Origin of the sequence: Citrobacter sp. TBCP-5362, assembly GCF_005406305.1 — a bacterium.
In the GTDB taxonomy this organism is placed as follows: Bacteria; Pseudomonadota; Gammaproteobacteria; order Enterobacterales; family Enterobacteriaceae; genus Citrobacter_B; species Citrobacter_B koseri.
The window spans coordinates 1,009,994-1,033,503 of the sequence record NZ_CP040234.1 but is presented as its reverse complement, the minus strand read 5'-3'; the positions used below and the strand labels follow the sequence as shown (position 1 = coordinate 1,033,503).

At 54.9% G+C, this 23,510-nt stretch carries 22 protein-coding genes and 5 tRNA genes; 10 read left to right on the top strand and 17 right to left on the bottom strand.

Annotated elements, in window-relative coordinates; translation table 11 throughout:
* Positions 1-8: 8 nt before the first annotated feature.
* The 10 genes from nrdF to emrB all read left to right on the top strand — a co-directional run bounded on the left by nrdF (position 9) and on the right by emrB (position 10,807).
* Entirely contained in the window at positions 9-968 is a 960-nt protein-coding gene (gene nrdF, locus FD428_RS05010) for a class 1b ribonucleoside-diphosphate reductase subunit beta (protein WP_012134789.1), read from the top strand.
* Positions 969-1,322: 354 nt separating this feature from the next.
* Positions 1,323-2,525, top strand: coding sequence for a glycine betaine/L-proline ABC transporter ATP-binding protein ProV (gene proV, locus FD428_RS05005; protein WP_012134791.1), 1,203 nt, complete (start codon positions 1,323-1,325; stop codon positions 2,523-2,525).
* A complete protein-coding gene (gene proW / locus FD428_RS05000) occupies positions 2,518-3,582 on the top strand; it encodes a glycine betaine/L-proline ABC transporter permease ProW (RefSeq protein ID WP_047461746.1) in 1,065 nt (354 codons plus the stop codon). The genes proV and proW overlap by 8 nt, the downstream gene beginning before the upstream one ends.
* Before the next feature lie 189 nt (positions 3,583-3,771).
* On the top strand, positions 3,772-4,767 hold the full coding sequence (proX, locus tag FD428_RS04995; RefSeq protein WP_012134793.1) for a glycine betaine/L-proline ABC transporter substrate-binding protein ProX: 996 nt from the start codon (positions 3,772-3,774) through the stop codon (positions 4,765-4,767).
* 191 nt (positions 4,768-4,958) lie between these two features.
* Positions 4,959-6,143, top strand: coding sequence for an MFS transporter (locus FD428_RS04990; RefSeq protein WP_012134794.1), 1,185 nt, complete (start codon positions 4,959-4,961; stop codon positions 6,141-6,143).
* Positions 6,144-6,267: 124 nt separating this feature from the next.
* Positions 6,268-7,005 (top strand): AzlC family ABC transporter permease, encoded by a 738-nt coding sequence (locus tag FD428_RS04985; RefSeq protein ID WP_012134795.1) that lies wholly within the window; start codon positions 6,268-6,270, stop codon positions 7,003-7,005.
* Entirely contained in the window at positions 6,995-7,330 is a 336-nt protein-coding gene (gene ygaH / locus FD428_RS04980) for an L-valine transporter subunit YgaH (RefSeq protein WP_047461737.1), read from the top strand. Before FD428_RS04985 ends, ygaH begins: the two co-directional genes overlap by 11 nt.
* A 90-nt stretch (positions 7,331-7,420) precedes the next feature.
* Complete coding sequence (mprA, locus tag FD428_RS04975) at positions 7,421-7,951, top strand: transcriptional repressor MprA (protein ID WP_012134797.1); 531 nt, start codon at positions 7,421-7,423, stop codon at positions 7,949-7,951.
* Positions 7,952-8,079: 128 nt separating this feature from the next.
* Positions 8,080-9,252: a multidrug efflux MFS transporter periplasmic adaptor subunit EmrA gene (gene emrA, locus FD428_RS04970; protein WP_024130884.1), complete on the top strand. Its 1,173-nt coding sequence runs from the start codon at positions 8,080-8,082 to the stop codon at positions 9,250-9,252.
* A 16-nt stretch (positions 9,253-9,268) separates the two neighbouring features.
* The gene (gene emrB / locus FD428_RS04965; RefSeq protein WP_012134799.1) at positions 9,269-10,807 is read left to right on the top strand and encodes a multidrug efflux MFS transporter permease subunit EmrB; all 1,539 of its coding nucleotides are present in this window, start codon (positions 9,269-9,271) and stop codon (positions 10,805-10,807) included.
* Positions 10,808-10,928: 121 nt separating this feature from the next.
* Here the strand turns inward: emrB and luxS are convergent, their stop codons facing one another.
* The 17 genes from luxS to FD428_RS04880 all read right to left on the bottom strand — a co-directional run bounded on the left by luxS (position 10,929) and on the right by FD428_RS04880 (position 23,398).
* Positions 10,929-11,444, bottom strand: coding sequence for an S-ribosylhomocysteine lyase (gene luxS / locus FD428_RS04960; protein WP_012134800.1), 516 nt, complete (start codon positions 11,442-11,444; stop codon positions 10,929-10,931).
* Positions 11,445-11,593: 149 nt separating this feature from the next.
* Positions 11,594-13,150, bottom strand: coding sequence for a glutamate--cysteine ligase (gene gshA, locus FD428_RS04955; RefSeq protein WP_114848657.1), 1,557 nt, complete (start codon positions 13,148-13,150; stop codon positions 11,594-11,596).
* A 73-nt stretch (positions 13,151-13,223) separates the two neighbouring features.
* Positions 13,224-13,652: a YqaA family protein gene (locus FD428_RS04950; protein WP_012134802.1), complete on the bottom strand. Its 429-nt coding sequence runs from the start codon at positions 13,650-13,652 to the stop codon at positions 13,224-13,226.
* A complete protein-coding gene (gene yqaB / locus FD428_RS04945; RefSeq protein WP_049011712.1) occupies positions 13,649-14,215 on the bottom strand; it encodes a fructose-1-phosphate/6-phosphogluconate phosphatase in 567 nt (188 codons plus the stop codon). Before yqaB ends, FD428_RS04950 begins: the two co-directional genes overlap by 4 nt.
* 265 nt (positions 14,216-14,480) lie before the next feature.
* Positions 14,481-14,557 (bottom strand) — tRNA-Arg (locus FD428_RS04940).
* A gap of 62 nt (positions 14,558-14,619) precedes the next feature.
* Positions 14,620-14,696, bottom strand: a tRNA-Arg gene (locus FD428_RS04935).
* 61 nt (positions 14,697-14,757) lie between these two features.
* Positions 14,758-14,834 (bottom strand) — tRNA-Arg (locus FD428_RS04930).
* Positions 14,835-14,896: 62 nt separating this feature from the next.
* Positions 14,897-14,973, bottom strand: a tRNA-Arg gene (locus FD428_RS04925).
* A gap of 3 nt (positions 14,974-14,976) precedes the next feature.
* Positions 14,977-15,069 (bottom strand) — tRNA-Ser (locus FD428_RS04920).
* A 346-nt stretch (positions 15,070-15,415) separates the two neighbouring features.
* Positions 15,416-15,601, bottom strand: a complete 186-nt coding sequence (csrA, locus tag FD428_RS04915; protein WP_000906486.1) for a carbon storage regulator CsrA — start codon at positions 15,599-15,601, stop codon at positions 15,416-15,418.
* Positions 15,602-15,840: 239 nt separating this feature from the next.
* Positions 15,841-18,468 carry an alanine--tRNA ligase gene (gene alaS / locus FD428_RS04910; protein WP_047461723.1) on the bottom strand — a complete coding sequence of 876 codons (2,628 nt, stop codon included), beginning with the start codon at positions 18,466-18,468 and terminating at the stop codon, positions 15,841-15,843.
* Positions 18,469-18,599: 131 nt separating this feature from the next.
* Complete coding sequence (gene recX / locus FD428_RS04905) at positions 18,600-19,100, bottom strand: recombination regulator RecX (protein WP_047461718.1); 501 nt, start codon at positions 19,098-19,100, stop codon at positions 18,600-18,602.
* A 106-nt stretch (positions 19,101-19,206) separates the two neighbouring features.
* Positions 19,207-20,271 (bottom strand): recombinase RecA, encoded by a 1,065-nt coding sequence (gene recA, locus FD428_RS04900; RefSeq protein ID WP_012134806.1) that lies wholly within the window; start codon positions 20,269-20,271, stop codon positions 19,207-19,209.
* A 96-nt stretch (positions 20,272-20,367) separates the two neighbouring features.
* The gene (pncC, locus tag FD428_RS04895; RefSeq protein WP_024130886.1) at positions 20,368-20,865 is read right to left on the bottom strand and encodes a nicotinamide-nucleotide amidase; all 498 of its coding nucleotides are present in this window, start codon (positions 20,863-20,865) and stop codon (positions 20,368-20,370) included.
* Between the two features lie 129 nt (positions 20,866-20,994).
* Complete coding sequence (locus tag FD428_RS04890) at positions 20,995-21,873, bottom strand: metal ABC transporter substrate-binding protein (RefSeq protein ID WP_024130887.1); 879 nt, start codon at positions 21,871-21,873, stop codon at positions 20,995-20,997.
* Between the two features lie 14 nt (positions 21,874-21,887).
* On the bottom strand, positions 21,888-22,748 hold the full coding sequence (locus FD428_RS04885; protein WP_114848658.1) for a metal ABC transporter permease: 861 nt from the start codon (positions 22,746-22,748) through the stop codon (positions 21,888-21,890).
* The gene (locus FD428_RS04880; protein WP_071257943.1) at positions 22,745-23,398 is read right to left on the bottom strand and encodes a metal ABC transporter ATP-binding protein; all 654 of its coding nucleotides are present in this window, start codon (positions 23,396-23,398) and stop codon (positions 22,745-22,747) included. Before FD428_RS04880 ends, FD428_RS04885 begins: the two co-directional genes overlap by 4 nt.
* Between the last annotated feature and the right edge of the window lie 112 nt (positions 23,399-23,510).

The window sequence follows — 23,510 nt, the reverse complement described above, 5'->3', positions numbered from 1 at the left end:
AGAGCAGGATGAAACTATCACGCGTGAGCGCCATCAACTGGAACAAGATTCAGGATGATAAAGACCTGGAAGTGTGGAACCGCCTGACCAGCAACTTCTGGCTGCCGGAAAAGGTGCCGCTTTCCAATGATATCCCCGCCTGGCAGACACTGAGCGCCGCCGAGCAGCAGCTTACCATCCGCGTGTTTACCGGATTAACGCTGCTCGACACCATTCAGAATATCGCCGGGGCCCCCGCGTTGATGCAGGACGCGCTGACGCCGCATGAAGAGGCGGTGCTGTCAAACATCAGCTTTATGGAAGCGGTACATGCCCGCTCGTACAGCTCGATTTTCTCTACGCTTTGCCAGACGAAAGACGTAGACGCGGCCTATGCCTGGAGTGAGGAAAATGCGCCGCTGCAACGCAAGGCGCAGATTATCCTGCAACATTACACCGCCGACAATCCGCTGAAAAAGAAAATCGCCAGCGTATTCCTGGAATCTTTCCTGTTCTATTCCGGCTTCTGGCTGCCAATGTATTTTTCCAGCCGGGGCAAGCTGACCAACACCGCCGACCTGATTCGTCTGATTATTCGTGACGAAGCGGTACATGGTTATTACATCGGCTATAAATACCAAAAAGGGCTGGAGAAACTGTCGGAATCCGAACGCGACGAATTGAAGCATTTCGCCCTTGATTTACTGATGGAGCTGTATGACAACGAGTCTCGCTATACGGAAGAACTGTATGCCGAAACCGGTTGGGTGGCAGACGTTAACGCCTTTCTCTGTTACAACGCCAATAAAGCGTTGATGAACCTGGGCTACGAAGCGTTATTCCCCGCAGAAATGGCGGAGGTCAATCCTGCCATACTTGCTGCGCTTTCACCGAATGCGGATGAAAACCATGATTTCTTCTCCGGTTCAGGCTCCTCCTATGTGATGGGAAAAGCCATCGAAACCGAAGACGAAGACTGGAATTTTTGACGGCGATTATCGCGGTAAATATCGATCACACTTCCGCGATAATATTTTAACGGGATCACGTTTTTATCACACAATTATTTCTGTGTGATCTACACTCAATATCTGCCACATTATTCGCCTGAATTTCAGCAATTCAGGCGCATTTTCGGTGGTCGTTACAAAAAATATCGCTCTCCCCCCACTCCCGCTCAGCCCTTATATCATGGGAAATCCCGGCAAATGGCCTCCGGCAATATTTGTGTCTGAGGAAAATTCAGGGTTGTCTCAGATTCTCAGTATGTTAGGGTAGAAAAAGGTGACTATTTCTATCAGGTATCGTATCGACATAATAAATAACAGGAATCTTTCTATTGCATGGCAATTAAATTAGAAGTTAAGAATCTCTATAAGATATTTGGTGAGCATCCGCAGCGAGCTTTCAAATATATTGAAAAAGGACTTTCGAAAGAGCAAATTCTGGATAAAACAGGGCTATCGCTTGGCGTTAAAGACGCCAGTCTGGCCATTGAAGAAGGCGAGATTTTTGTCATCATGGGATTATCCGGTTCGGGTAAATCCACAATGGTACGCCTTCTCAATCGCCTGATTGAACCCACCCGCGGGCAAGTGCTGATCGACGGCGTTGATATTGCAAAAATATCTGACGCCGAGCTTCGCGAGGTGCGCAGAAAGAAAATTGCGATGGTTTTCCAGTCATTTGCATTAATGCCGCACATGACCGTACTGGATAATACGGCATTCGGCATGGAATTAGCCGGCGTTGCCGCTGAAGAGCGCCGTGAAAAAGCGCTGGATGCCTTACGCCAGGTGGGGCTGGAGAATTATGCGCACGGCTACCCGGATGAACTCTCCGGCGGTATGCGTCAGCGTGTCGGTCTGGCCCGCGCATTAGCGATCAACCCTGACATTCTGTTAATGGATGAGGCCTTCTCGGCGCTCGATCCCTTAATTCGTACCGAGATGCAGGATGAGCTGGTAAAACTACAGGCAAAACATCAGCGTACCGTCGTTTTTATTTCCCACGATCTCGATGAAGCGATGCGTATTGGCGATCGTATTGCCATTATGCAAAACGGCGAAGTCGTTCAGGTGGGAACGCCAGATGAAATTCTGAATAACCCGGCGAATGATTATGTCCGCACCTTCTTCCGTGGGGTCGATATTAGCCAGGTGTTCAGCGCCAAAGATATTGCCCGCCGCAGCCCGGTGGGATTAATTCGTAAAACGCCAGGTTTTGGTCCGCGTTCCGCACTGAAATTATTGCAGGATGAAGACCGTGAATTTGGTTATGTGATTGAACGCGGTAATAAGTTTGTCGGCATTGTTTCCATCGACTCATTAAAAGCAGCATTAAGCCAGGCGCAAGGTATTGAAGCAGCACTTATTGACGAGTCACTGGCGGTGGATGCGCAAACACCTCTTAGCGAGTTGCTCTCTCATGTTGGCCAGGCGCCTTGTGCGGTGCCGGTTGTCGACGAGGAACAACAGTATGTCGGCATTATTTCAAAACGCATGCTGCTACAGGCTTTAGATCGCGAGGGGGCAAACAATGGCTGAACAAACTAATCCGTGGGATACCGCGCCAGCGGCGGATAGCGCCGCGCAATCCGCCGACGCCTGGGGAACGCCTTCGGGCGCGCCTGCCGATGGCGGCGGCGCAGACTGGCTGACTAGCGCTCCCGCGCCTGCGCCAGAACATTTTAATATTATGGACCCGTTCCATAAGACGCTGATCCCGCTGGACAGCTGGGTCACTGAAGGGATCGACTGGGTCGTTACGCATTTCCGCCCCGTTTTCCAGGGCATCCGTGTGCCGGTGGATTACATTCTCAATGGCTTCCAGCAGCTGTTGCTGGGTATGCCAGCTCCGGTGGCGATTATCATTTTCGCACTGATCGCCTGGCAGATCTCCGGCCTGGGGATGGGGGCCGCCACGCTGGTGTCCCTGATTGCCATCGGCGCGATTGGCGCCTGGTCACAGGCGATGATTACCCTGGCGCTGGTGCTGACCGCCCTGCTGTTCTGCGTGGTCATCGGTTTGCCGCTGGGGATATGGCTGGCGCGCAGTCCGCGTGCGGCGAAGATTGTCCGCCCGCTGCTGGATGCGATGCAAACAACGCCTGCGTTCGTCTATCTGGTGCCAATCGTGATGCTGTTCGGTATCGGTAACGTGCCGGGGGTGGTAGTGACCATTATCTTTGCCCTGCCGCCGATTGTGCGTCTGACCATTCTGGGGATTAACCAGGTTCCGGCGGATTTGATCGAAGCTTCACGCTCATTTGGCGCCAGTCCGCGTCAGATGCTGTTTAAAGTACAGCTACCGCTGGCCATGCCCACCATTATGGCGGGTGTTAACCAGACGCTCATGCTTGCCCTCTCCATGGTAGTGATCGCCTCTATGATTGCCGTCGGCGGGCTTGGTCAGATGGTGCTGCGTGGTATTGGCCGCCTCGACATGGGGCTGGCGACCGTCGGCGGGGTCGGTATTGTGATCCTCGCTATCATTCTGGACCGCCTGACCCAGGCCGTTGGTCGCGACTCGCGCAGCCGTGGCAACCGCCGCTGGTATACCACCGGTCCCGTTGGGCTTATCACTCGCCCTTTCGTTAAGTAATTCACCCGTTGCCCGGTGGCGCATTGCTTACCGGGTCTACAATTCATTAGCTTACACAAAATCGTTCAAGTTGCATCGCGGCGGCAAACGAATGTGTCCCCAGGAGCGTACACGCAGTACGTGACCGGGGGGCATGAGTGCAGCCAACAAAGAGGCAGCTTGAAAGATGAAGTGTAATAAGGAACAACGATGCGACATAACATTCTATTTGCCACAGCGTTTGCCACCCTTGTCTCTACCAGCGCATTCGCTGCCGACCTGCCGGGCAAAGGCGTTACCGTACAGCCGGTGCAGAGTACCATCACCGAAGAAACCTTCCAGACGCTGCTGGTCAGCCGCGCGCTGGAGAAACTGGGTTATACCGTCAATAAGCCAAGCGAAGTTGATTACAACGTCGGTTACACCTCCATTGCCTCTGGCGATGCAACTTTTACCGCCGTGAACTGGCAGCCGCTGCATGATGATATGTACGCCGCTGCGGGCGGAGACAAAAAGTTCTATCGCGAGGGGGTATTCGTGACGGGCGCCGCGCAGGGTTATCTGATCGACAAGAAAACCGCTGAGCAGTACAAGATCACTAACCTCGCCCAGTTAAAAGACCCGAAAATCGCCAAAATCTTTGATACCAACGGCGACGGCAAAGCTGACATGATGGGTTGTTCGCCAGGCTGGGGTTGTGAAGCGGTGATTAACCACCAGAACAAAGCGTTCGATCTGGAAAAAACCGTCGACGTCAGCCACGGTAACTATGCCGCGATGATGGCCGACACCATCACCCGCTTCAAAGAAGGCAAGCCGATTCTGTACTACACCTGGACGCCGTACTGGGTGAGCGACGTGATGAAGCCGGGTAAAGATGTTGTCTGGTTACAGGTGCCGTTCTCTTCCCTGCCGGGCGAGCAGAAAGACATTGATACTAAACTGCCGAACGGCGCGAACTATGGCTTCCCGGTGAACACCATGCACATTGTCGCCAACAAAGCCTGGGCAGAGAAAAACCCGGCAGCGGCGAAGCTGTTCGCCATCATGAAGGTACCGCTGGCGGATATCAACGCGCAGAACGCGATGATGCATGAAGGCAAATCGTCCGAGGCCGATGTTCAGGGTCACGTTGACGGCTGGATCAAAGCCCACCAGCAGCAGTTTGACGGCTGGGTAAAAGAAGCGCTGGCCGCGCAGAAATAACCCACTCGTCGGCCTTAAAGCTGCGCGCCATCAGGCGCAGTAACCACACCAATGCCGGATGGTGGCGCGATGCGCCTTATCCGGCCTATACGCCCTCCCCCAACCGCACAATCCATCACTCAACAAACCACTCACATTCATAAACATCCGCTATGATTGATACCCCAGGAAATCATATCTGACTCAAAATAATGACTAAATCCACTCACGGGCTTAGCCCGGCGCTGATTGTTTTAATGTCCGTGGCAACCGGTCTGGCCGTCGCCAGTAACTATTACGCCCAGCCGCTGCTCGATACTATCGCAAACAATTTCTCGCTTTCCGCCAGCTCGGCGGGCTTTATCGTTACCGCCGCTCAGTTGGGCTATGCCGCCGGATTGCTCTTTCTGGTGCCGCTGGGCGATATGTTCGAGCGCCGGACGCTCATCGTCTCCATGACGCTGCTGGCCGCAGGCGGCATGCTGATTACCGCCAGCAGTCAGTCGCTCGGTATGATGATTCTCGGCACGGCGCTCACCGGGCTGTTCTCCGTCGTGGCGCAAATCCTGGTGCCGCTGGCGGCGACGCTCGCCACGCCGGATAAGCGCGGCAAAGTGGTCGGCACCATCATGAGCGGCCTGCTGCTGGGGATTTTACTGGCGCGTACCGTTGCCGGATTGCTGGCGAATCTTGGCGGCTGGCGCACCGTCTTCTGGGTCGCTTCTGTGCTGATGGCGCTGATGGCCGTCGCGCTGTGGCGCGGTTTACCAAAGGTGAAATCAGAAACGCATCTTAACTATCCGCAGCTATTGGGTTCCGTGTTCAGCCTGTTTATCCACGACGGCCTCCTGCGCACCCGCGCGTTGTTAGGCTGCCTGACGTTCGCCAACTTCAGCATTCTCTGGACATCGATGGCCTTTTTACTGGCCGCGCCGCCGTTTAACTATTCCGAAGGGATGATTGGGCTGTTTGGTCTGGCGGGAGCCGCTGGCGCGCTGGGCGCACGTCCGGCGGGCGGTTTTGCCGATAAAGGGAAGTCCCATCTCACCACGACTTTCGGCCTGCTGTTGCTGTTGCTCTCCTGGCTGGCTATCTGGTACGGACACAGCTCCGTGCTGGCGCTGATTATTGGCATCCTGGTGCTGGATCTCACCGTGCAGGGCGTACACATCACCAATCAGACGGTGATTTACCGCGTCCACCCGGATGCGCGTAACCGGCTCACCGCCGGGTATATGACCAGCTACTTTATCGGCGGCGCCGCCGGTTCGTTGATTTCGGCATCGGCCTGGCAGCATGCCGGCTGGGCCGGCGTTTGTCTGGCCGGTACCACCGTCGCCGCGCTCAATCTGCTGGTCTGGTGGCGAGGTTTTCACCGACAAGAAGCCGCAAATTAAGCAGATGGCAAGCGTTTACCTTTGATTGAGCTCCCCAGGGTGTTAAGGCGTCCCCCACTCTGTTAAGGTTATATGATTCATTTATGCTGGTTATTTTAACATCGGTGACGAATCAGATAATCTTATGGAAAGCCCTGCACCCCAGTCTGAGCCCCGTCCGGCAACATTAACGGAAGGATTCAAAGACAGTTTACCGATAGTCATAAGTTATATTCCGGTGGCGTTTGCGTTTGGCCTTAACGCCACCCGTCTGGGCTTTACTCCCCTCGAAAGCGTTTTTTTCTCCTGTATTATTTACGCAGGCGCCAGCCAGTTCGTCATCACCACCATGCTCGCGGCGGGCAGCACATTATGGGTCGCCGCGCTGACCGTGATGGCGATGGACGTACGCCATGTGCTGTACGGCCCTTCCCTGCGTAGTCGCATCAGCCAACGGCTCAGTAAACCTAAAACCGCCCTGTGGGCATTTGGTCTCACCGATGAAGTGTTTGCTGCCGCCACGGCCAAACTGGTGCGGGATAACCGCCGCTGGAGTGAAAACTGGATGATCGGCATCGCGTTCTGCTCCTGGGCCTCCTGGGTGCTCGGCACGGTCATTGGCGCATTTTCCGGGAGCGGATTGCTGAAAGGCTTCCCCGCCGTTGAGGCGGCATTAGGTTTTATGCTACCAGCCCTGTTTATGAGCTTTTTGCTCGCCTCTTTTCAACGCAAACAAACGCTGTGCGTCACGGCGGCGTTAATCGGCGCGCTGGCAGGCGTCACGCTGTTTTCCATTCCTGCGGCTATCCTGGCGGGTATCGCCAGCGGGTGTCTGACCGCCTTGATCCAGTCGTTCTGGCAAGGAGCGCCCGATGAGTTATGAGGTTTTGCTGCTGGGGCTGCTGGTTGGCTGCGCCAATTATTGTTTTCGTTATTTACCGCTTCGTCTGCGAATGGGAAACACCCGTCCCGCCAGGCGCGGGGCAACGGGCGTGTTGCTCGACACCATTGGCATCGCATCCATCTGCGCCCTGCTGGTGGTGTCTACGGCTCCCGAAGTGATGCACGACGCCAGCCGGTTCATTCCGACGCTGGTCGGGTTTGCCGTCCTGGGCGTCAGTTTCTACAAGACGCGCAGCATCATCATCCCAACGCTACTGAGCGCTCTGGGCTATGGACTCGCCTGGAAGATAGGGGTCATTTTATAACCCAAAAGAATCATTTTAAATTAATAATACATTTACTTTATTTGTCACTGTCGTTACTATATCGGCTGAAATTAATGAGGTCATGCCCAAATGGATAGTTCGTTTACGCCCATTGAACAAATGCTAAAATTTCGCGCCAGCCGCCACGAAGAGTTTCCTTACCAGGAGATCCTTCTGACCCGCCTTTGCATGCATATGCAAGGCAAACTGCTGGAAAACCGCAATAAGATGCTGAAAGCTCAAGGGATTAACGAGACGTTGTTTATGGCGTTGATTACGCTGGAGTCTCAGGAAAACCACAGTATTCAGCCATCTGAACTGAGTTGCGCGCTGGGTTCGTCCCGTACCAACGCAACACGTATCGCAGATGAGTTAGAGAAACGCGGCTGGATCGAACGTCGTGAAAGCGATAACGACCGTCGCTGCCTGCATCTGCAACTGACTGAGAAAGGTCACGCGTTTTTGCGCGAGGTGTTACCGCCTCAGCATCACTGCCTGCACCAGCTATGGTCCTCTCTCAGCACCGCCGAAAAAGATCAACTTGAGCACATCACTCGTAAGCTCCTGACGCGTCTCGATCAGATGGATCAGGATGGCGCCGTTCTTGAGGCGCTACGCTAACGCGTCGACACGCTCAATCATCCAGATTTATAAAAGAAAAAACTGACAGGCCAGCACGTCATACTGCTGGCCTTTCTGACAAAAACGTCGGCCCAGCCGATATGAAAAATAAGATCGTGGAGAACAACATGAGCGCAAATGCGGAGACTCAAACCCCGCAGCAACCGGTTAAGAAGAATGGCAAACGTAAAAGCGCGCTAATCCTTTTAACCTTGCTCTTTATCGCAATTGCCGTGGCATATGGGATTTATTGGTTTTTAGTACTGCGTCATATCGAAGAGACGGATGATGCGTACGTGGCAGGGAACCAGGTTCAAATCATGGCGCAGGTATCAGGCAGCGTGACGAAAGTCTGGGCTGATAACACTGACTTTGTAAAACAGGGCGACGTGCTGGTCACGCTCGACCAGACGGATGCCAGACAGGCATTCGAAAAAGCGAAAACGGCGCTGGCCTCCAGCGTTCGCCAGACGCACCAGTTGATGATCAATAGCAAGCAGCTCCAGGCCAGCATTGAAGTGCAGAAAACCGCACTGGCACAGGCGCAAAGCGACTTTAATCGTCGCGTGCCGCTGGGCAATGCGAACCTGATTGGTCGCGAAGAGCTGCAACACGCGCGTGATGCCGTCGCCAGCGCGCAGGCGCAGCTGGATGTGGCAATTCAACAATATAACGCAAACCAGGCGATGATCCTCGGCAGCAAGCTGGAAGATCAGCCTGCCGTGCAACAGGCGGCCACGGAAGTGCGCAACGCCTGGCTGGCGCTGGAACGTACCAAAATCGTCAGCCCGATGACCGGCTACGTCTCCCGCCGAGCCGTACAGCCTGGCGCGCAGATTAGCCCGACCACGCCGCTGATGGCGGTCGTGCCTGCCACCAACCTGTGGGTGGACGCGAACTTCAAAGAGACGCAGCTCGCCCATATGCGTATCGGCCAACCGGCAACGGTCATCAGCGATATTTACGGCGATGACGTGAAATACACCGGTAAGGTTGTCGGCCTGGATATGGGGACAGGCAGCGCCTTCTCCCTGCTTCCGGCGCAAAACGCGACCGGCAACTGGATCAAGGTCGTGCAGCGCTTGCCTGTACGTATTGAACTGGATGCGCAGCAACTGGCGCAGCATCCGCTGCGTATCGGCTTATCAACCCTCGTCACCGTGGATACGTCGAATCGCGACGGACAGGTGCTGGCAAGCCAGGTTCGTAGTACCCCGGTTTCTGAGAGTAACGCACGAGAAATTAATCTCGCTCCGGTCAATAAGCTGATCGAAGAGATTGTGCAGGCCAACGCGGGATAATCCTGAGGTGCGTGTAATGCAACAGCAAAAACCGCTGGAAGGCGCGCAGCTGGTCATTATGACGATTGCGCTGTCGCTGGCGACATTCATGCAGGTGCTGGACTCCACCATTGCTAACGTGGCGATCCCCACCATCGCCGGGAACCTTGGCTCATCGTTGAGCCAGGGGACATGGGTTATCACCTCATTCGGGGTGGCGAACGCGATCTCCATCCCGATTACCGGCTGGCTGGCGAAACGCGTCGGGGAAGTGAAGCTGTTCATGTGGTCAACCGTCGCCTTTGCCATTGCGTCATGGGCGTGCGGGGTCTCCAACAGTCTGAACATGCTGATCTTCTTCCGCGTGGTTCAGGGTGTCGTCGCAGGGCCGTTAATCCCGCTCTCACAGAGCCTGTTGCTGAATAACTATCCTCCCGCAAAACGTTCTATCGCGCTGGCGCTATGGTCGATGACGGTGATTGTCGCGCCGATCTGCGGCCCGATACTGGGCGGCTACATCAGCGATAACTATCACTGGGGCTGGATTTTCTTCATCAACGTGCCGATTGGGGTTGCGGTCGTGCTGATGACGCTGCAAACCCTGCGCGGTCGCGAGACCCGCACCGAGCAGCGACGTATCGACGCTATCGGCCTGGCGCTGCTGGTGATTGGTATCGGCAGTCTACAGATCATGCTTGACCGCGGGAAAGAGCTGGACTGGTTCGCCTCGCAAGAGATTATCATCCTGACCGTGGTCGCCGTCATTGCCATCAGTTTCCTGATTGTCTGGGAGCTGACCGACGATAACCCAATCGTTGACCTCTCTTTGTTCAAGTCGCGTAACTTCACGATTGGCTGTTTGTGTATCAGTCTCGCCTATATGCTCTATTTCGGCGCGATTGTGTTGTTACCGCAGCTGTTGCAGGAGGTATACGGCTATACCGCGACGTGGGCCGGCCTGGCCTCAGCGCCGGTCGGGGTAATCCCGGTGATCCTGTCGCCGATTATCGGACGTTTCGCCCACAAGCTGGATATGCGCAGGCTGGTCACGTTCAGCTTTATCATGTATGCCGTCTGCTTTTACTGGCGTGCGTGGACGTTTGAGCCGGGTATGGATTTCGGCGCATCGGCCTGGCCGCAGTTTATTCAGGGCTTCGCCGTAGCCTGCTTCTTTATGCCGCTCACCACCATCACGCTCTCCGGCTTGCCGCCTGAGCGTCTGGCGGCGGCGTCGAGTCTGTCTAACTTTACGCGAACGCTGGCGGGGTCAATTGGCACATCAATCACTACCACCATGTGGACCAACCGTGAAGCGATGCACCATTCGCAATTGACCGAGTCGGTGAATCCGTACAACCCCAATGCCCAGGCGATGTACGATCAGCTACAGGGGCTGGGGATGACGCAGCAGCAGGCGTCAGGCTGGATCGCCCAGCAGATTACCAATCAGGGGCTGATTATTTCCGCCAATGAGATCTTCTGGATGTCGGCCGGGATCTTCCTCGTGCTGCTTGGGCTGGTCTGGTTCGCCAAACCACCTTTCGGCGCGGGCGGCGGCGGTGGAGGCGCGCATTAATAAAAAAGCCAGTTCATCATGAACTGGCTTTTTTTTGCCGGATGGCGGCTACGCCTTATCCGGCCTACAGAACACACATTGTAGGCCCGGTAAGCATCGTGCCACCGGGCATTGCATTCGACTAGATATGCAGTTCCTGCAATTTATCTTTCGGCAGGGCCAGCTCTTCGTTGCTGTTGATGCGAACGTCGTGTTCCAGAATATGACGTGCAATATCCTGCGCTTCGCTCAGAGAGTGCATCTGATACGTACCGCACTGATAAACGTTCAGCTCCGGGATCTGATTCTGCTCCTTCACTTTCAGCACGTCAGCCATCGCGGCTTTCCAGGCGTCCGCCACACGTTGTTCGTCAGGCGTACCGATCAGGCTCATGTAGAAACCGGTACGGCAGCCCATCGGGGAGATATCGATAATCTCAACGCCGTTGCCATTCAGATGATTACGCATAAAGCCAGCGAACAGGTGCTCCAGCGTATGGATACCCTTCTCAGGCATCACTTCTTTATTCGGGATGCAGAAACGCAGGTCAAACACGGTAATGGTATCGCCATGCGGGGTGTTCATCGTTTTCGCGACCCGGACTGCTGGTGCTTCCATCCGGGTATGATCGACTGTGAAGCTATCTAACAACGGCATTTAGCCACCTCCGATAATATTTTTTAAAATAAACTGAACTCTTCGTTCCGGGGCGAGTCTGAGTATGTGAAAGACGCGCATTTGTTATCATCATCCCTGTTTTCAGAGATGAAATTTTGGCCACTCACGAGTGGCCTTTTTCTTTTCTGTCAGGCGTGCTTTTCCAGCCACGCATCAAACGGTTCGGTATCCGCCGCTTCAACCTCAAGCTGACGACGCGTTGACGCCTCACGTTCAGCAATGAAGTCCTCTTCACGCAAAATTTCCAGCGGTTCTTCGCGCAGCAGATTGCGATAAGCCTCGCCCAGCGCTTTGCCGGTGCCGCCAATCCCGGTATCAATCATCGATCGCAGAATACGCGCTGAGAACGTCAGCTCCGGGTTGTCGAAACAGGCAACCAGTTCATCACATACCTTCTGATAATCCTCTCCCCCGTGGATGCTGTCCAGCGTTTGCGCCACACGTTTCAGGTCGCGGAACAGATCTTTACCCACTTTCGGCAGCGGGAACTGCGCGGTTTCACAGCCAATCCCTAACGTCAGCCCCGGTTTCCGCCCTTCCAGAATCACCCGATTCCAGTTCGTGCGCGTACACAGCAGCTCGTCGCTGCTCATTTCCGGCGCATCGGCCAGTACGCACCAGACCATAAACAGATCCAGGAAACGCACCTGCTGCTCGTCCACGCCAATGGGCGAGAACGGGTTAATATCCAGCGAACGCACTTCGATATATTCAATCCCGCCGCGCAGAAGCGCATCTGACGGCGTTTCTCCGCTACGCGTCACGCGTTTAGGGCGGATCGGCGCATACAGCTCGTTCTCAATCTGTAGCACGTTACCGTTGATTTGCAGGCGTTTACCGTCCTTCTCCAGACCGATCTCCGCATACTCCGTGGACGGCGTTTTGATCGCGCGCTTCAATCCTGCCACATATTCATGCAGATCGTTAAACGTAATTCCAAGATTGCTTTGCGACTTATTGGTATAACCCAGGTCGCTCAAACGCAGCGACGTTGCATACGGCAGGTAGTACATACCGCAGTCCGTTTTTTCAAACGGCAGCGTGGTGGGTTTGCCCTGCAAGAATGAGGAACAAATAGCCGGAGAGGCGCCAAACAGATACGGAATGACCCACCCAAAACGGTAATAGTTACGGATCAGGCGGAAATAGCCTGCGGAAATTTTCTCTTTCGCATCTTCCCCGTCCACGACGCCACACTTCGCCTGCCAGAATGCCATCGGCAGCGAAAAATTGTAGTGTACGCCGGAGATGGTTTGCATCAACGCGCCGTAACGGTTTTTCAACCCTTCCCGGTAAAGCGTTTTCAAACGACCAATATTTGACGTACCGTACTGCGCCAGCTCAATATCCTGCCCTTCAGCAATATAGCAAGGCATACTCAGCGGCCACATTCGCTCATCACCCAAATTTCTGGCCGTATAGCGATGCAGGTCGCGCATCAATGTGAGCATATGCTGAATATCGCCGTCTACCGGGGTAATAAACTCCAGCAGGGCTTCAGCAAAATCTGTCGTGACCCATTTGTGCGTCAGCGCCGAGCCTAACGCGTCAGGATGACCCGTGGTTGCCAGCGTGCCATCAGCGTTAACACGCAGCGTTTCGCGCTCCAGCCCGCGTTGAATCCCCTTTAGTGCCTGAGGATGCCTTTCCAGCCAGGTCAGAGCCTGTGATACGTCCGGGATCAAATTGACCTCCCGCCTGTCAAAATCGTTTTAATTAGCATAATTGTAATGGTGACGGTAAATGTCTATCCCACAATTAGTGCCACCACATAATGCCCTGAACCGTAGCGGCTGCGACGATAACGTAACGCAACGCTTTACCAAGGCATAAAAAAAAGAGCACTGGCCCCCACGAGATGCGCATCCATCCCGCTAACAGGCACAGCAAATCACCGATAACCGGCGCCCAGCTTAATAATAGTGTGACTGCACCGTAGCGCTTAAGCCAGCCAGTGGCTTTTTCCTGCCAGCGCGATGTTTTGCGCAACGGAAAAAAACGCCCAAGGATAACGTTAGTTAACCCTCCAAGGCTATTACCCATTGTTGCTGTTAAGACTAAGACCCAGGGATGACTTACCCCGGAGACTAACATGGCAACTAAAACAACTTCGGAATTACCGGGCAACAGCGTGGCGCTGAGAAAACTGCTGGCAAACAGTGACAGGAGCGACAGCCCGTCACTCACAATAGTCGAACGTCCACGGCATCCATTCCCGCCGCGCGTGCTGCCTGCAAGCCGAAATCCGCATCCTCAAACACGACGCATTGCGTCGGCACAACGCCCATACGCTTCGCACACAGCAGGAACGTGTCCGGCGCGGGTTTGTGGTGCAGAACATGATCCGCAGCGACAACTGCATCAAAATAACGACGCAGCCCCAGATGGGTCAATAGCGCTTCGGCAATTGCGCTTTCGCTGCCCGTTCCCACCGACAGAGGTCGACGGCCGTACCAGGCTTTAACCACCTCAACCAGCGGCAGAGGCTCTACGCTATCCAGCAACATGCTTTTCACTGCATCAGTTTTTTCTTGCGCCAGCGCATGAGGGTCAAGATCGGCGTGATTCAGTTCGATAATCGACTGCGCGATACGCCAGGTTGGAGAACCGTTAAGCGCCACCATCGCTTGCAGATCAAAGCGAAGACCATAGCGCCCTAATACCTCGTCCCACGCCTTACGGTGCGTCGGCTCGGTATCCAGGATGGTGCCATCCATATCAAAAATCAAACCCGCATAACGTTCGTACATCGTGTTCTCACAAACCAAATGACCAGATGTTACTTTATCGTAATTGACTGATTTTGTCGCTGACAGAGAAATGAGGATTGTTCAGGGTAGAGAGGTAATGGAGGTATTCAGGAGAAGATGGTGGAGAAGAAGATGGTGCATCCGGGAGGATTACTCGGCTGCGCCTCGCCCTACGGGCCGTTGCTGAAGCAACGTTATCCTCCCTGGTGCTTGCGACGATTTCGCAGACCATGAAACAACAGCGTAACTGTTATAACGGAGAAGATGGTGCATCCGGGAGGATTCGAACCTCCGACCGCTCGGTTCGTAGCCGAGTACTCTATCCAGCTGAGCTACGGATGCATCGGGAAACTTACTTTATTGCAGATTTTGATACCGCTACTAAAGCCGTATCAAGTAAGAGATGGTGCATCCGGGAGGATTCGAACCTCCGACCGCTCGGTTCGTAGCCGAGTACTCTATCCAGCTGAGCTACGGATGCATTGGGAAACTTATTTACTGCCGATATTGATACCGCTACAAAAGCCATATCAAGTAAGAGATGGTGCATCCGGGAGGATTCGAACCTCCGACCGCTCGGTTCGTAGCCGAGTACTCTATCCAGCTGAGCTACGGATGCATCGGGAAACTTACTTTATTGCAGATTTTGATACCGCTACTAAAGCCGTATCAAGTAAGAGATGGTGCATCCGGGAGGATTCGAACCTCCGACCGCTCGGTTCGTAGCCGAGTACTCTATCCAGCTGAGCTACGGATGCAAATGGCGGTGAGGCGGGGATTCGAACCCCGGATGCAGCTTTTGACCGCATACTCCCTTAGCAGGGGAGCGCCTTCAGCCTCTCGGCCACCTCACCACGCGCCTCTTACGAGTGCTTCGAAGAACTTGTTTCTGCTCATCGTCGCTGCGTGGCGCACATATTACTTTCTGGGACTTATAAGTCAAACAATTTTTCCCGCGCTTTTATCGTTTGCACACTTCACGCTCAATTAGTCTGCAAAAACGGCAAAAAGGGTGTTTTATCAACAGATAAATCGGCGTGTTACACCGCCTGAGCGCAGGCAGAAAAACCGAATAACCAGGAAAGAGCCTGCCGGCACGGGAAGCGATACGGAAAAAGAGTGAAGAAAAATGAAAAAGAGAAAGAGAAAGGACGCGAGGAGCAGGTTGCGCCTCATCGGAAGAGATGAGACGCGAAAACCTTAGTAACTGGACTGCTGGGATTTTTCAGCCTGGATACGCTGGTAGATCTCCTCACGATGGACAGAGACTTCTTTCGGGGCGTTTACGCCAATGCGCACCTGGTTGCCCTTTACCCCTAAAACTGTCACGGTGACCTCATCTCCAATCATGAGGGTCTCACCAACTCGACGAGTCAGAATCAGCATTCTTTGCTCCTTGAAAGATTAAAAGAGTCGGGTCTCTCTGTATCCCGGCATTATCCATCATATAACGCCAAAAAGTAAGCGATGACAAACACGTAAAGTGTAAGCAGTCACGGCATCACATTCTGTTAAACCTAAGTTTAGCCGATATACACAACTTCAACCTGACTTTATCGTTGTCAATAACGTTGATGCAAACGCCGCAGACCGGGGCCTGCGGCGTTAGATAACGCTTATAGTTATTACAGTTTTGCGCTAACCCAGCCTTTCACACTGGCTAACGCTGCTGGCAGAGCAGCCGCATCCGTACCACCGGCTTGCGCCATGTCTGGACGTCCGCCGCCCTTGCCGCCCACCTGCTGAGCGACCATGCCGACCAGCTCCCCTGCTTTCACGCGGTCGGTCACATCCTTCGACACGCCCGCAATCAGAGAAACCTTACCTTCCGCTACCGTTGCAAGAACGATAACGGTAGAACCCAGTTGATTTTTCAGATCATCAACCATCGTACGCAGCATTTTTGGCTCAACGCCCGCAAGCTCGCTAACCAGCAGCTTCACGCCGTTGATATCAACCGCTTTGCTGGAAAGGTTCGCACTTTCCTGCGCGGCAGCCTGTTCTTTCAACTGCTGCAACTCTTTTTCAAGCTGACGCGTACGTTCCAGTACAGAGCGGACTTTTTCGCCCAGATTCTGGCTGTCGCCCTTCAGCAGCTGTGCGATATCGCTTAAGCGATCGCTTTCAGCGTGCAGCGTAGCAATCGCGCCTTCGCCCGTAACCGCTTCAATACGGCGAACGCCTGCCGCAGTACCGGATTCAGAAACGATGCGGAACAGACCGATATCCCCCGTACGGCTGGCGTGCGTACCGCCACACAGTTCGGTGGAGAAATCGCCCATGCTCAGCACACGAACGCGATCGTCATACTTCTCGCCAAACAGCGCCATTGCGCCTTTGGCTTTCGCCGCTTCAAGGTCCATGATGTTGGTTTCGACCGGCAGGTTGCGACGGATTTGCGCATTCACCAGATCTTCCACCGCACGGATTTCAGACGGTTTCATCGCTTCATTATGCGAGAAGTCGAAACGCAGGACTTTGTCGTTAACCAGCGAGCCTTTCTGCGCTACGTGCGTGCCCAGAATCTGGCGCAGCGCCGCGTGCATCAGGTGCGTCGCAGAGTGGTTCAGGCGAATACGCGCCCGGCGAGCGTCATCCACATCAGCCTGCACCGCATCGCCCACTTTCAGGGAACCGGTCGAAAGCGTACCGATATGTCCAATCGCCTGGCCATATTTTTGCGTATCGCTAACCGCAAACGCGAAGCCTGCGCCTTTCAGTTCGCCTTTATCGCCAACCTGACCGCCGGATTCCGCATAGAACGGCGTCTGATCCAGTACGACAACGGCTTCCTGACCCGCGCTAATCGCATCTACCGCTTTACCATCCACAAACAGCGCGGTCACTTTACCGTTCAGTTCCAGATGGTCATAACCTTTAAATTCTGACGCGCCGTCAACGCGGATCATCGCGTTATAGTCTGCGCCAAAACCGCTGGCCTCACGCGCACGACGACGCTGTTCTTCCATCGCGGCTTCAAATCCCGCTTCATCAACTTTGATGTTGCGCTCGCGGCAAACGTCCGCCGTCAGGTCAACCGGGAAGCCGTAGGTGTCATACAGACGGAAAGCGGTTTCGCCATCCAGCGTGTCGCCGGAAAGCTTCGCCAGCTCTTCGTCCAGCAGCGCCAGACCACGTTCCAGCGTACGGGCAAACTGCTCTTCTTCCGTTTTCAGAACCTGCTCAACCTGCGCCTGCTGGCGCTTCAGCTCTTCACCGGCAGAGCCCATAACGTCAATCAGCGGCCCAACCAGCTTGTAGAAGAAGGTCTCTTTCGCGCCCAGCATGTTGCCATGACGAACCGCACGACGAATGATACGGCGCAGCACATAGCCACGGTTTTCATTCGACGGAACCACGCCGTCGGCGATCAGGAAAGCGCAGGAACGGATGTGGTCGGCAATCACGCGCAGCGACTTGTTGCTCAGGTCGGTCGCGCCAGTCACCTTCGCAACGGCTTCAATCAACGTGCGGAACAGGTCAATTTCATAGTTGGAGTTAACGTGTTGCAATACAGCGGCAATACGCTCCAGACCCATACCGGTATCGACGGACGGCTTCGGCAGCGGTTCCATCGTGCCGTCAGCCTGACGGTTGAACTGCATGAAGACGATGTTCCAGATCTCAATATAGCGATCGCCATCTTCTTCCGGGCTTCCCGGAGGGCCGCCCCAGATGTGATCGCCGTGGTCGTAGAAGATCTCGGTACATGGACCGCACGGCCCTGTATCGCCCATCTGCCAGAAGTTGTCGGACGCGTATGCCGCGCCTTTGTTATCACCAATTCGGATGATACGTTCGCGCGGAATGCCGACTTCTTTTTCCCAGATCTCGTAGGCTTCATCGTCAGTTTCATAGACGGTCACCCACAGACGCTCTTTTGGCAGGGCAAACCAGTTTTCACCGGTCAGCAGTTCCCACGCAAACTGAATCGCGTCGTGTTTGAAATAGTCGCCGAAGCTGAAGTTACCCAGCATTTCGAAGAAGGTGTGGTGACGTGCAGTGTAACCGACGTTTTCCAGATCGTTGTGTTTACCACCCGCACGTACGCAACGCTGCGAAGTGGTGGCGCGGGAATAATTACGCTTGTCGAGCCCAAGGAAAACATCCTTGAACTGGTTCATCCCGGCGTTGGTAAACAACAAAGTTGGGTCATTGTTTGGCACCAGGGAGCTGCTGGCAACTACCTGATGTCCTTTACTGTGGAAAAAATCGAGAAACGCCTGACGGATCTCAGCGGTGCTCTTGCTCATAATTATCCTGAAATCAAGCTAACGAAATATCATTACCCGCCTCAGCGCTCATATGCCCTGCCCGGCTGGCAATTGAAAAAAGTGGGAATAAGATAAGTTTTCTTTACGGGGAAGTAAAATCCCGTATGCAGTCAATCGTCAAAATTTCGCCATATCTCCTGAATATCCTCCATCAGATAGCCACGATAAAGCAGGAAACGCTGGACTTTGACCTTTTCCGAAAATGCGGCTGGTAAGGGTTCGCCATATTTGCGGATCGCCTGTTCGCGAGCAAGAAGCAACCACTCAATCTCGCATTCACGCATTGCGCGTTCAATCGCCTCACGCGCAATGCCTTTTTGATTCAGCTCCTGCCGAATACGTGCCGGGCCATAACCTTTACGGCTGCGGCTGGCGATAAAGCGCGAAACAAAACGATGATCATCAAGGTAGTTGTGCTCATGGCACCAGGCGATAACCCGTTCATAGTCTTCCGGCGCCGCATCGATCTCTTCCGGCCCGTTTTTTCCCATAACCGGTGCGGAGAGTTTACGCCGCAGTTCCTGTTCACTGTGATCGCGTACCGCCAGAATACGTACCGCGCGATCCAGCAGACGGTTATATGCGGGGCGTCGCGGTGTGGATTCACTCATAACAAACCTTCGGAAAAAGAAATGCAAAAAGGGCCGCAAGATATGCAGCCCTTCAAAGTATAAGCCCGATAAGACGCCAGAGCGCCGCCACCGGGCAATGCAACGATTAGAAATCTTCGTTGGTTTCTTTCACACCTTCACCGTTGTCATCAACGGAGAAGTCTGGCGTCGAGTCCTGGTTGCTCAGCAGCAGCTCACGCACTTTTTTCTCGATCTCTTTGGCGGTCGCCGGGTTCTCTTTCAGCCAGGCAGTGGCATTCGCTTTACCCTGACCGATTTTCTCGCCGTTATAGCTGTACCATGCACCGGCTTTCTCGATCAGCTTCTCTTTCACGCCCAGGTCAACCAGTTCGCCATAGAAGTTGATGCCTTCGCCGTAGAGGATCTGGAACTCAGCCTGTTTAAACGGCGCGGCGATTTTGTTCTTCACAACCTTCACGCGGGTTTCGCTACCCACGACGTTTTCGCCCTCTTTCACCGCGCCGATACGGCGGATATCCAGACGAACGGACGCGTAGAATTTCAGCGCGTTACCCCCGGTAGTGGTTTCCGGGTTGCCGAACATAACGCCAATTTTCATACGGATCTGGTTGATGAAGATCAGCAGGGTGTTGGACTGTTTCAGGTTACCGGCCAGCTTACGCATCGCCTGGCTCATCATACGCGCCGCGAGGCCCATATGAGAGTCGCCGATTTCACCTTCGATTTCCGCTTTCGGCGTCAACGCCGCCACGGAGTCAACAACGATAACGTCTACAGCGCCTGAACGCGCCAGCGCATCACAGATTTCCAGCGCCTGCTCGCCGGTGTCCGGCTGGGAGCACAGCAGGTTGTCGATATCGACGCCCAGTTTGCGGGCATAGATAGGGTCCAGCGCATGTTCGGCGTCGATAAACGCACAGGTTTTGCCTTCACGCTGTGCAGCGGCAATCACCTGAAGCGTCAGGGTGGTTTTACCGGAGGATTCCGGCCCGTAGATTTCTACGATACGCCCCATCGGCAGGCCACCCGCGCCCAGCGCGATATCCAGAGAAAGCGAACCGGTGGAGATGGTTTCCACATCCATGGAACGGTCTTCACCCAGGCGCATGATGGAGCCTTTACCGAATTGTTTTTCGATCTGGCCCAGCGCTGCCGCCAACGCTTTCTGTTTGTTTTCGTCGATAGCCATTAACTACTCCTGTCATGAGCCGGGGTCCGCTTGCGCTTGTACCGGATAGTGAATTCTGTACTGTTAGGTGCGATTATACTGTACAGTCATACAGTATCAAGTGTTTTGTAGAAATTGTTGCCAGAGCGTTTTGAGCGCATATTCCGTCGCCTGGCGACGTACGCTGTCACGGTCGCCGCTAAAGCACTCCCGGCGGGTGATCCCCTCGCCCTGTGCGGTTGCGAAACCAAACCAGACAGTGCCGACGGGCTTCACGTCGCTGCCGCCGTCCGGCCCGGCAATACCGCTGATAGAAACGGCATAATCCGCGCGGGCCGCTCTGAGCGCGCCAATCGCCATCTCAATCACCACCGGTTCGCTGACCGCGCCGTGCTGCTCAAGCGTCGGTTCGCGCACGCCAATCATTTGCGCTTTCGCTTCATTACTGTAGGTAACAAAACCGCGTTCAAACCAGGCGGAACTCCCGGCGATATCGGTAATCACTTTCGCTACCCAACCGCCCGTGCAGGACTCCGCTGTCGTTAGCGTTGCGCCGCGCTGTTTCAGCGCCAGCCCTACCACTTCGCTTAACTGCATCAATTCATGGTCAGTCATCATCGCTTAAGGCTCCTGAAAAACGTGCAGCACAAGATAGCACTTTCTGAGCAGATATGGGGACGAGGTGCGGATTTTACGAGGAGGCTTCAGAAAAAAGCCGATGCGAAGCATCGGCCAATCGTACGGTTACTTCATGCTGTTGGCGATGGTCTCAACATTGTGGCGAAACGCTTTTACGTAGCTATCCGCCACGCCGCCTTTTGCCGACAAGGCTTCAGGATACAGCTCGCCGCCCGGCTGCGCGCCCGTCGCGCTGGCGATCTGTTTTACCAGACGCGGATCGAGCTGATTCTCCATAAACCAGGTGTTCACTCCATCAGCTTTAATCTGCTTAATGAGCGCGGCGACCTGCGCAGCAGAGGCTTCACTTTCCGACGACAGCCCCTGCGGCGCCAAAAACTCAACGCCGTAGGCGCGACCGAAATAACCGAAGGCGTCGTGGCTGGTCAGCACCTTGCGTTTCTCCTGCGGGATCTGGCTAAAGCGCGCTTTCGCCCACGCGTCCAGTTCAGTCAGCTGTGCGATGTAAGGTTTGCCGGAAGCCTCCAGCGCGGCTTTATCCTGCGGGTCGGCATTGACCAGCCCGGAAAGAATATTCTGCGCATACAGCGCGCCATTCGCTGCGCTATTCCAGGCATGCGGATCGGTGACGGTTTCGCCGTCTTCATCCAGCGTATGCGTCTTCACCCCGTCGGAAGCCACCACCAGCGTACCTTTGAAACCGGAGGCTTTTACCAGCCGGTCAAGCCACCCCTCCAGCCCCAGACCGTTCACCACCACCACATCCGCTTTGCTCAACGCCGCGCTGTCTTTCGGCGAAGGCTCGAAGGTATGCGGATCGCCATCCGGCCCAACCAGCGTAGTGACGTTGACATTCTTGCCGCCGACCTCCTGGGTGATGTCGCCGAGAATAGAAAAACTCGTCACCACATTCAGCGTTTTCGCCAGCGCGCCTTGCGTCATCAACCCCAACGCGAGCGCAATCATTACCCCTGTACGTTTCATCTTTTCCCCTTGCATTAAAAAAGCGCGCGCAGACTGTCAGCCAGCCTGCTGCGCGTGCCGAATAAAATGGAAATAAAGAACAGCGCGCTGGCGGTCAGCACAATCGACGGCCCGGCGGGTAAACTCACCGCCCAGGAAAGGCTTAGCCCCAGCCATGCACAGACGACGCCGCTGCCGCTGGCAAGCAATAACAGCCCCGGTAACGTGCGCGCCCAGCAGCGGGCCGCAACGGCAGGAAGCATCATCAGCCCTACCGCCATCAGCGTGCCGAGTACCTGAAAGCCAGCCACCAGATTCAACACCAGCAACGAGAGAAACAGCCCGTGCAGCAGCGAAGGCAGCCAGCGCGCGTTAACCTGCAACCATGCGGTATCAAACGCTTCACTCACCAGACCACGATAGAAAATCGCCAGCATGATCAATGTGAATGCGCATACCCCCGCCACGAACAGCGCGGAATCGCGATCGACCGCCAGAATGGAACCAAACAGAAGATGCAGCAGATCGACATTTGACCCGCGCAGCGACACCAGCGTAACCCCCAGCGCCAGCGATCCCAGGTAGAACCCGGCGAAGCTGGCGTCTTCTTTTAGCGGCGTACGGCGACTCACCATTCCCGCCACCAGCGCTACCGTAATCCCGGCGATAAACCCGCCGATGCTCATTGCCAGCAATGACATTCCACTGAGCAGATAGCCCACCGCCACGCCGGGCAACACCGCATGCGACAGCGCGTCTCCCATCAGGCTCATACGTCGCAGCAGTAAAAAGACGCCAAGCGCCGTCGTGCTGACCGAAAGCGCCAGACAGACCACCAGCGCCCGCCGCATAAAGCCGTATTCAATAAACGGCTGAAAGAAGATATGCCAGATCATGCCACTCTCACCCGCTCGGTCATCCAGTGAGACACGTCCGTATCCAGCCGTAACGTCTGCGGAAAATAGCGCGCCACCCGTTCACTGTCGTGCAGCACCGCCAGCACCGTTTGCCCTCGCTGATACATCTCCAGCATCAGCCCCATCAGTACGTTGCAGGTCTCCTCATCCACGCCGGTAAAGGGTTCATCCAGCATGACCAGCGGCGCTTCCTGCACCAGCACACGGGCAAACAACATGCGTTGAAACTGACCGCCAGAGAGTTCATCAATGGTCATCGTCGCCATTGCCTCCAGCCCCACGCGCTCAATAGCGTGGGCGACACGCAGACGGGTTTTGCGCTGAAATCCCCCCAGCAGGGAAATAGCAGGCCAGCACCCCATGCTCACCACGTCCTGAACGGTAAGCGGAAACTGCGTCTCCAGCGCGTGACGTTGCGCCAGCCAGCCAATTACCGGGCGGCGTCCGCGCCAGCGAAATGCGCCGCTCACCGGAGGAAGAAAACCGGCCAGCGTTTTCAGTAGCGTTGATTTGCCGCAGCCGTTAGCGCCGATAATCGCCGTCATGCTGCCGCGTTCCAGCGTGCCAGTCAGCGGCGACGTGACCGGCTGTCGCTCGTAACCGGCCACCAGTTGATTCAGGATAATCATGGCAATGCCACCGCCCAGCGCACGGCCAGTCCGATACACAAAACAAGCGCGATAGCCATCAACAGGCGAGTCAGAGCCGAAAGAGAGAAGAGTGAAGCAGACATATTCGCAC

What these genes read in the sequence shown, in the direction of transcription:
- FD428_RS04880 (WP_071257943.1), bottom strand. Translation starts at nt 23,398, where the DNA reads ATGATTATCCTGAATCAACTGGTGGCCGGTTACGAGCGACAGCCGGTC.
- alaS (WP_047461723.1), bottom strand. Translation starts at nt 18,468, where the DNA reads ATGAGCAAGAGCACCGCTGAGATCCGTCAGGCGTTTCTCGATTTTTTC.
- proW (WP_047461746.1), top strand. Translation starts at nt 2,518, where the DNA reads ATGGCTGAACAAACTAATCCGTGGGATACCGCGCCAGCGGCGGATAGC.
- recX (WP_047461718.1), bottom strand. Translation starts at nt 19,100, where the DNA reads ATGAGTGAATCCACACCGCGACGCCCCGCATATAACCGTCTGCTGGAT.
- pncC (WP_024130886.1), bottom strand. Translation starts at nt 20,865, where the DNA reads ATGACTGACCATGAATTGATGCAGTTAAGCGAAGTGGTAGGGCTGGCG.
- FD428_RS04985 (WP_012134795.1), top strand. Translation starts at nt 6,268, where the DNA reads ATGGAAAGCCCTGCACCCCAGTCTGAGCCCCGTCCGGCAACATTAACG.
- FD428_RS04890 (WP_024130887.1), bottom strand. Translation starts at nt 21,873, where the DNA reads ATGAAACGTACAGGGGTAATGATTGCGCTCGCGTTGGGGTTGATGACG.
- emrB (WP_012134799.1), top strand. Translation starts at nt 9,269, where the DNA reads ATGCAACAGCAAAAACCGCTGGAAGGCGCGCAGCTGGTCATTATGACG.
- csrA (WP_000906486.1), bottom strand. Translation starts at nt 15,601, where the DNA reads ATGCTGATTCTGACTCGTCGAGTTGGTGAGACCCTCATGATTGGAGAT.
- nrdF (WP_012134789.1), top strand. Translation starts at nt 9, where the DNA reads ATGAAACTATCACGCGTGAGCGCCATCAACTGGAACAAGATTCAGGAT.
- FD428_RS04990 (WP_012134794.1), top strand. Translation starts at nt 4,959, where the DNA reads ATGACTAAATCCACTCACGGGCTTAGCCCGGCGCTGATTGTTTTAATG.
- luxS (WP_012134800.1), bottom strand. Translation starts at nt 11,444, where the DNA reads ATGCCGTTGTTAGATAGCTTCACAGTCGATCATACCCGGATGGAAGCA.
- proV (WP_012134791.1), top strand. Translation starts at nt 1,323, where the DNA reads ATGGCAATTAAATTAGAAGTTAAGAATCTCTATAAGATATTTGGTGAG.
- recA (WP_012134806.1), bottom strand. Translation starts at nt 20,271, where the DNA reads ATGGCTATCGACGAAAACAAACAGAAAGCGTTGGCGGCAGCGCTGGGC.
- emrA (WP_024130884.1), top strand. Translation starts at nt 8,080, where the DNA reads ATGAGCGCAAATGCGGAGACTCAAACCCCGCAGCAACCGGTTAAGAAG.
- proX (WP_012134793.1), top strand. Translation starts at nt 3,772, where the DNA reads ATGCGACATAACATTCTATTTGCCACAGCGTTTGCCACCCTTGTCTCT.
- FD428_RS04885 (WP_114848658.1), bottom strand. Translation starts at nt 22,748, where the DNA reads ATGATCTGGCATATCTTCTTTCAGCCGTTTATTGAATACGGCTTTATG.
- mprA (WP_012134797.1), top strand. Translation starts at nt 7,421, where the DNA reads ATGGATAGTTCGTTTACGCCCATTGAACAAATGCTAAAATTTCGCGCC.
- yqaB (WP_049011712.1), bottom strand. Translation starts at nt 14,215, where the DNA reads ATGTACGAACGTTATGCGGGTTTGATTTTTGATATGGATGGCACCATC.
- ygaH (WP_047461737.1), top strand. Translation starts at nt 6,995, where the DNA reads ATGAGTTATGAGGTTTTGCTGCTGGGGCTGCTGGTTGGCTGCGCCAAT.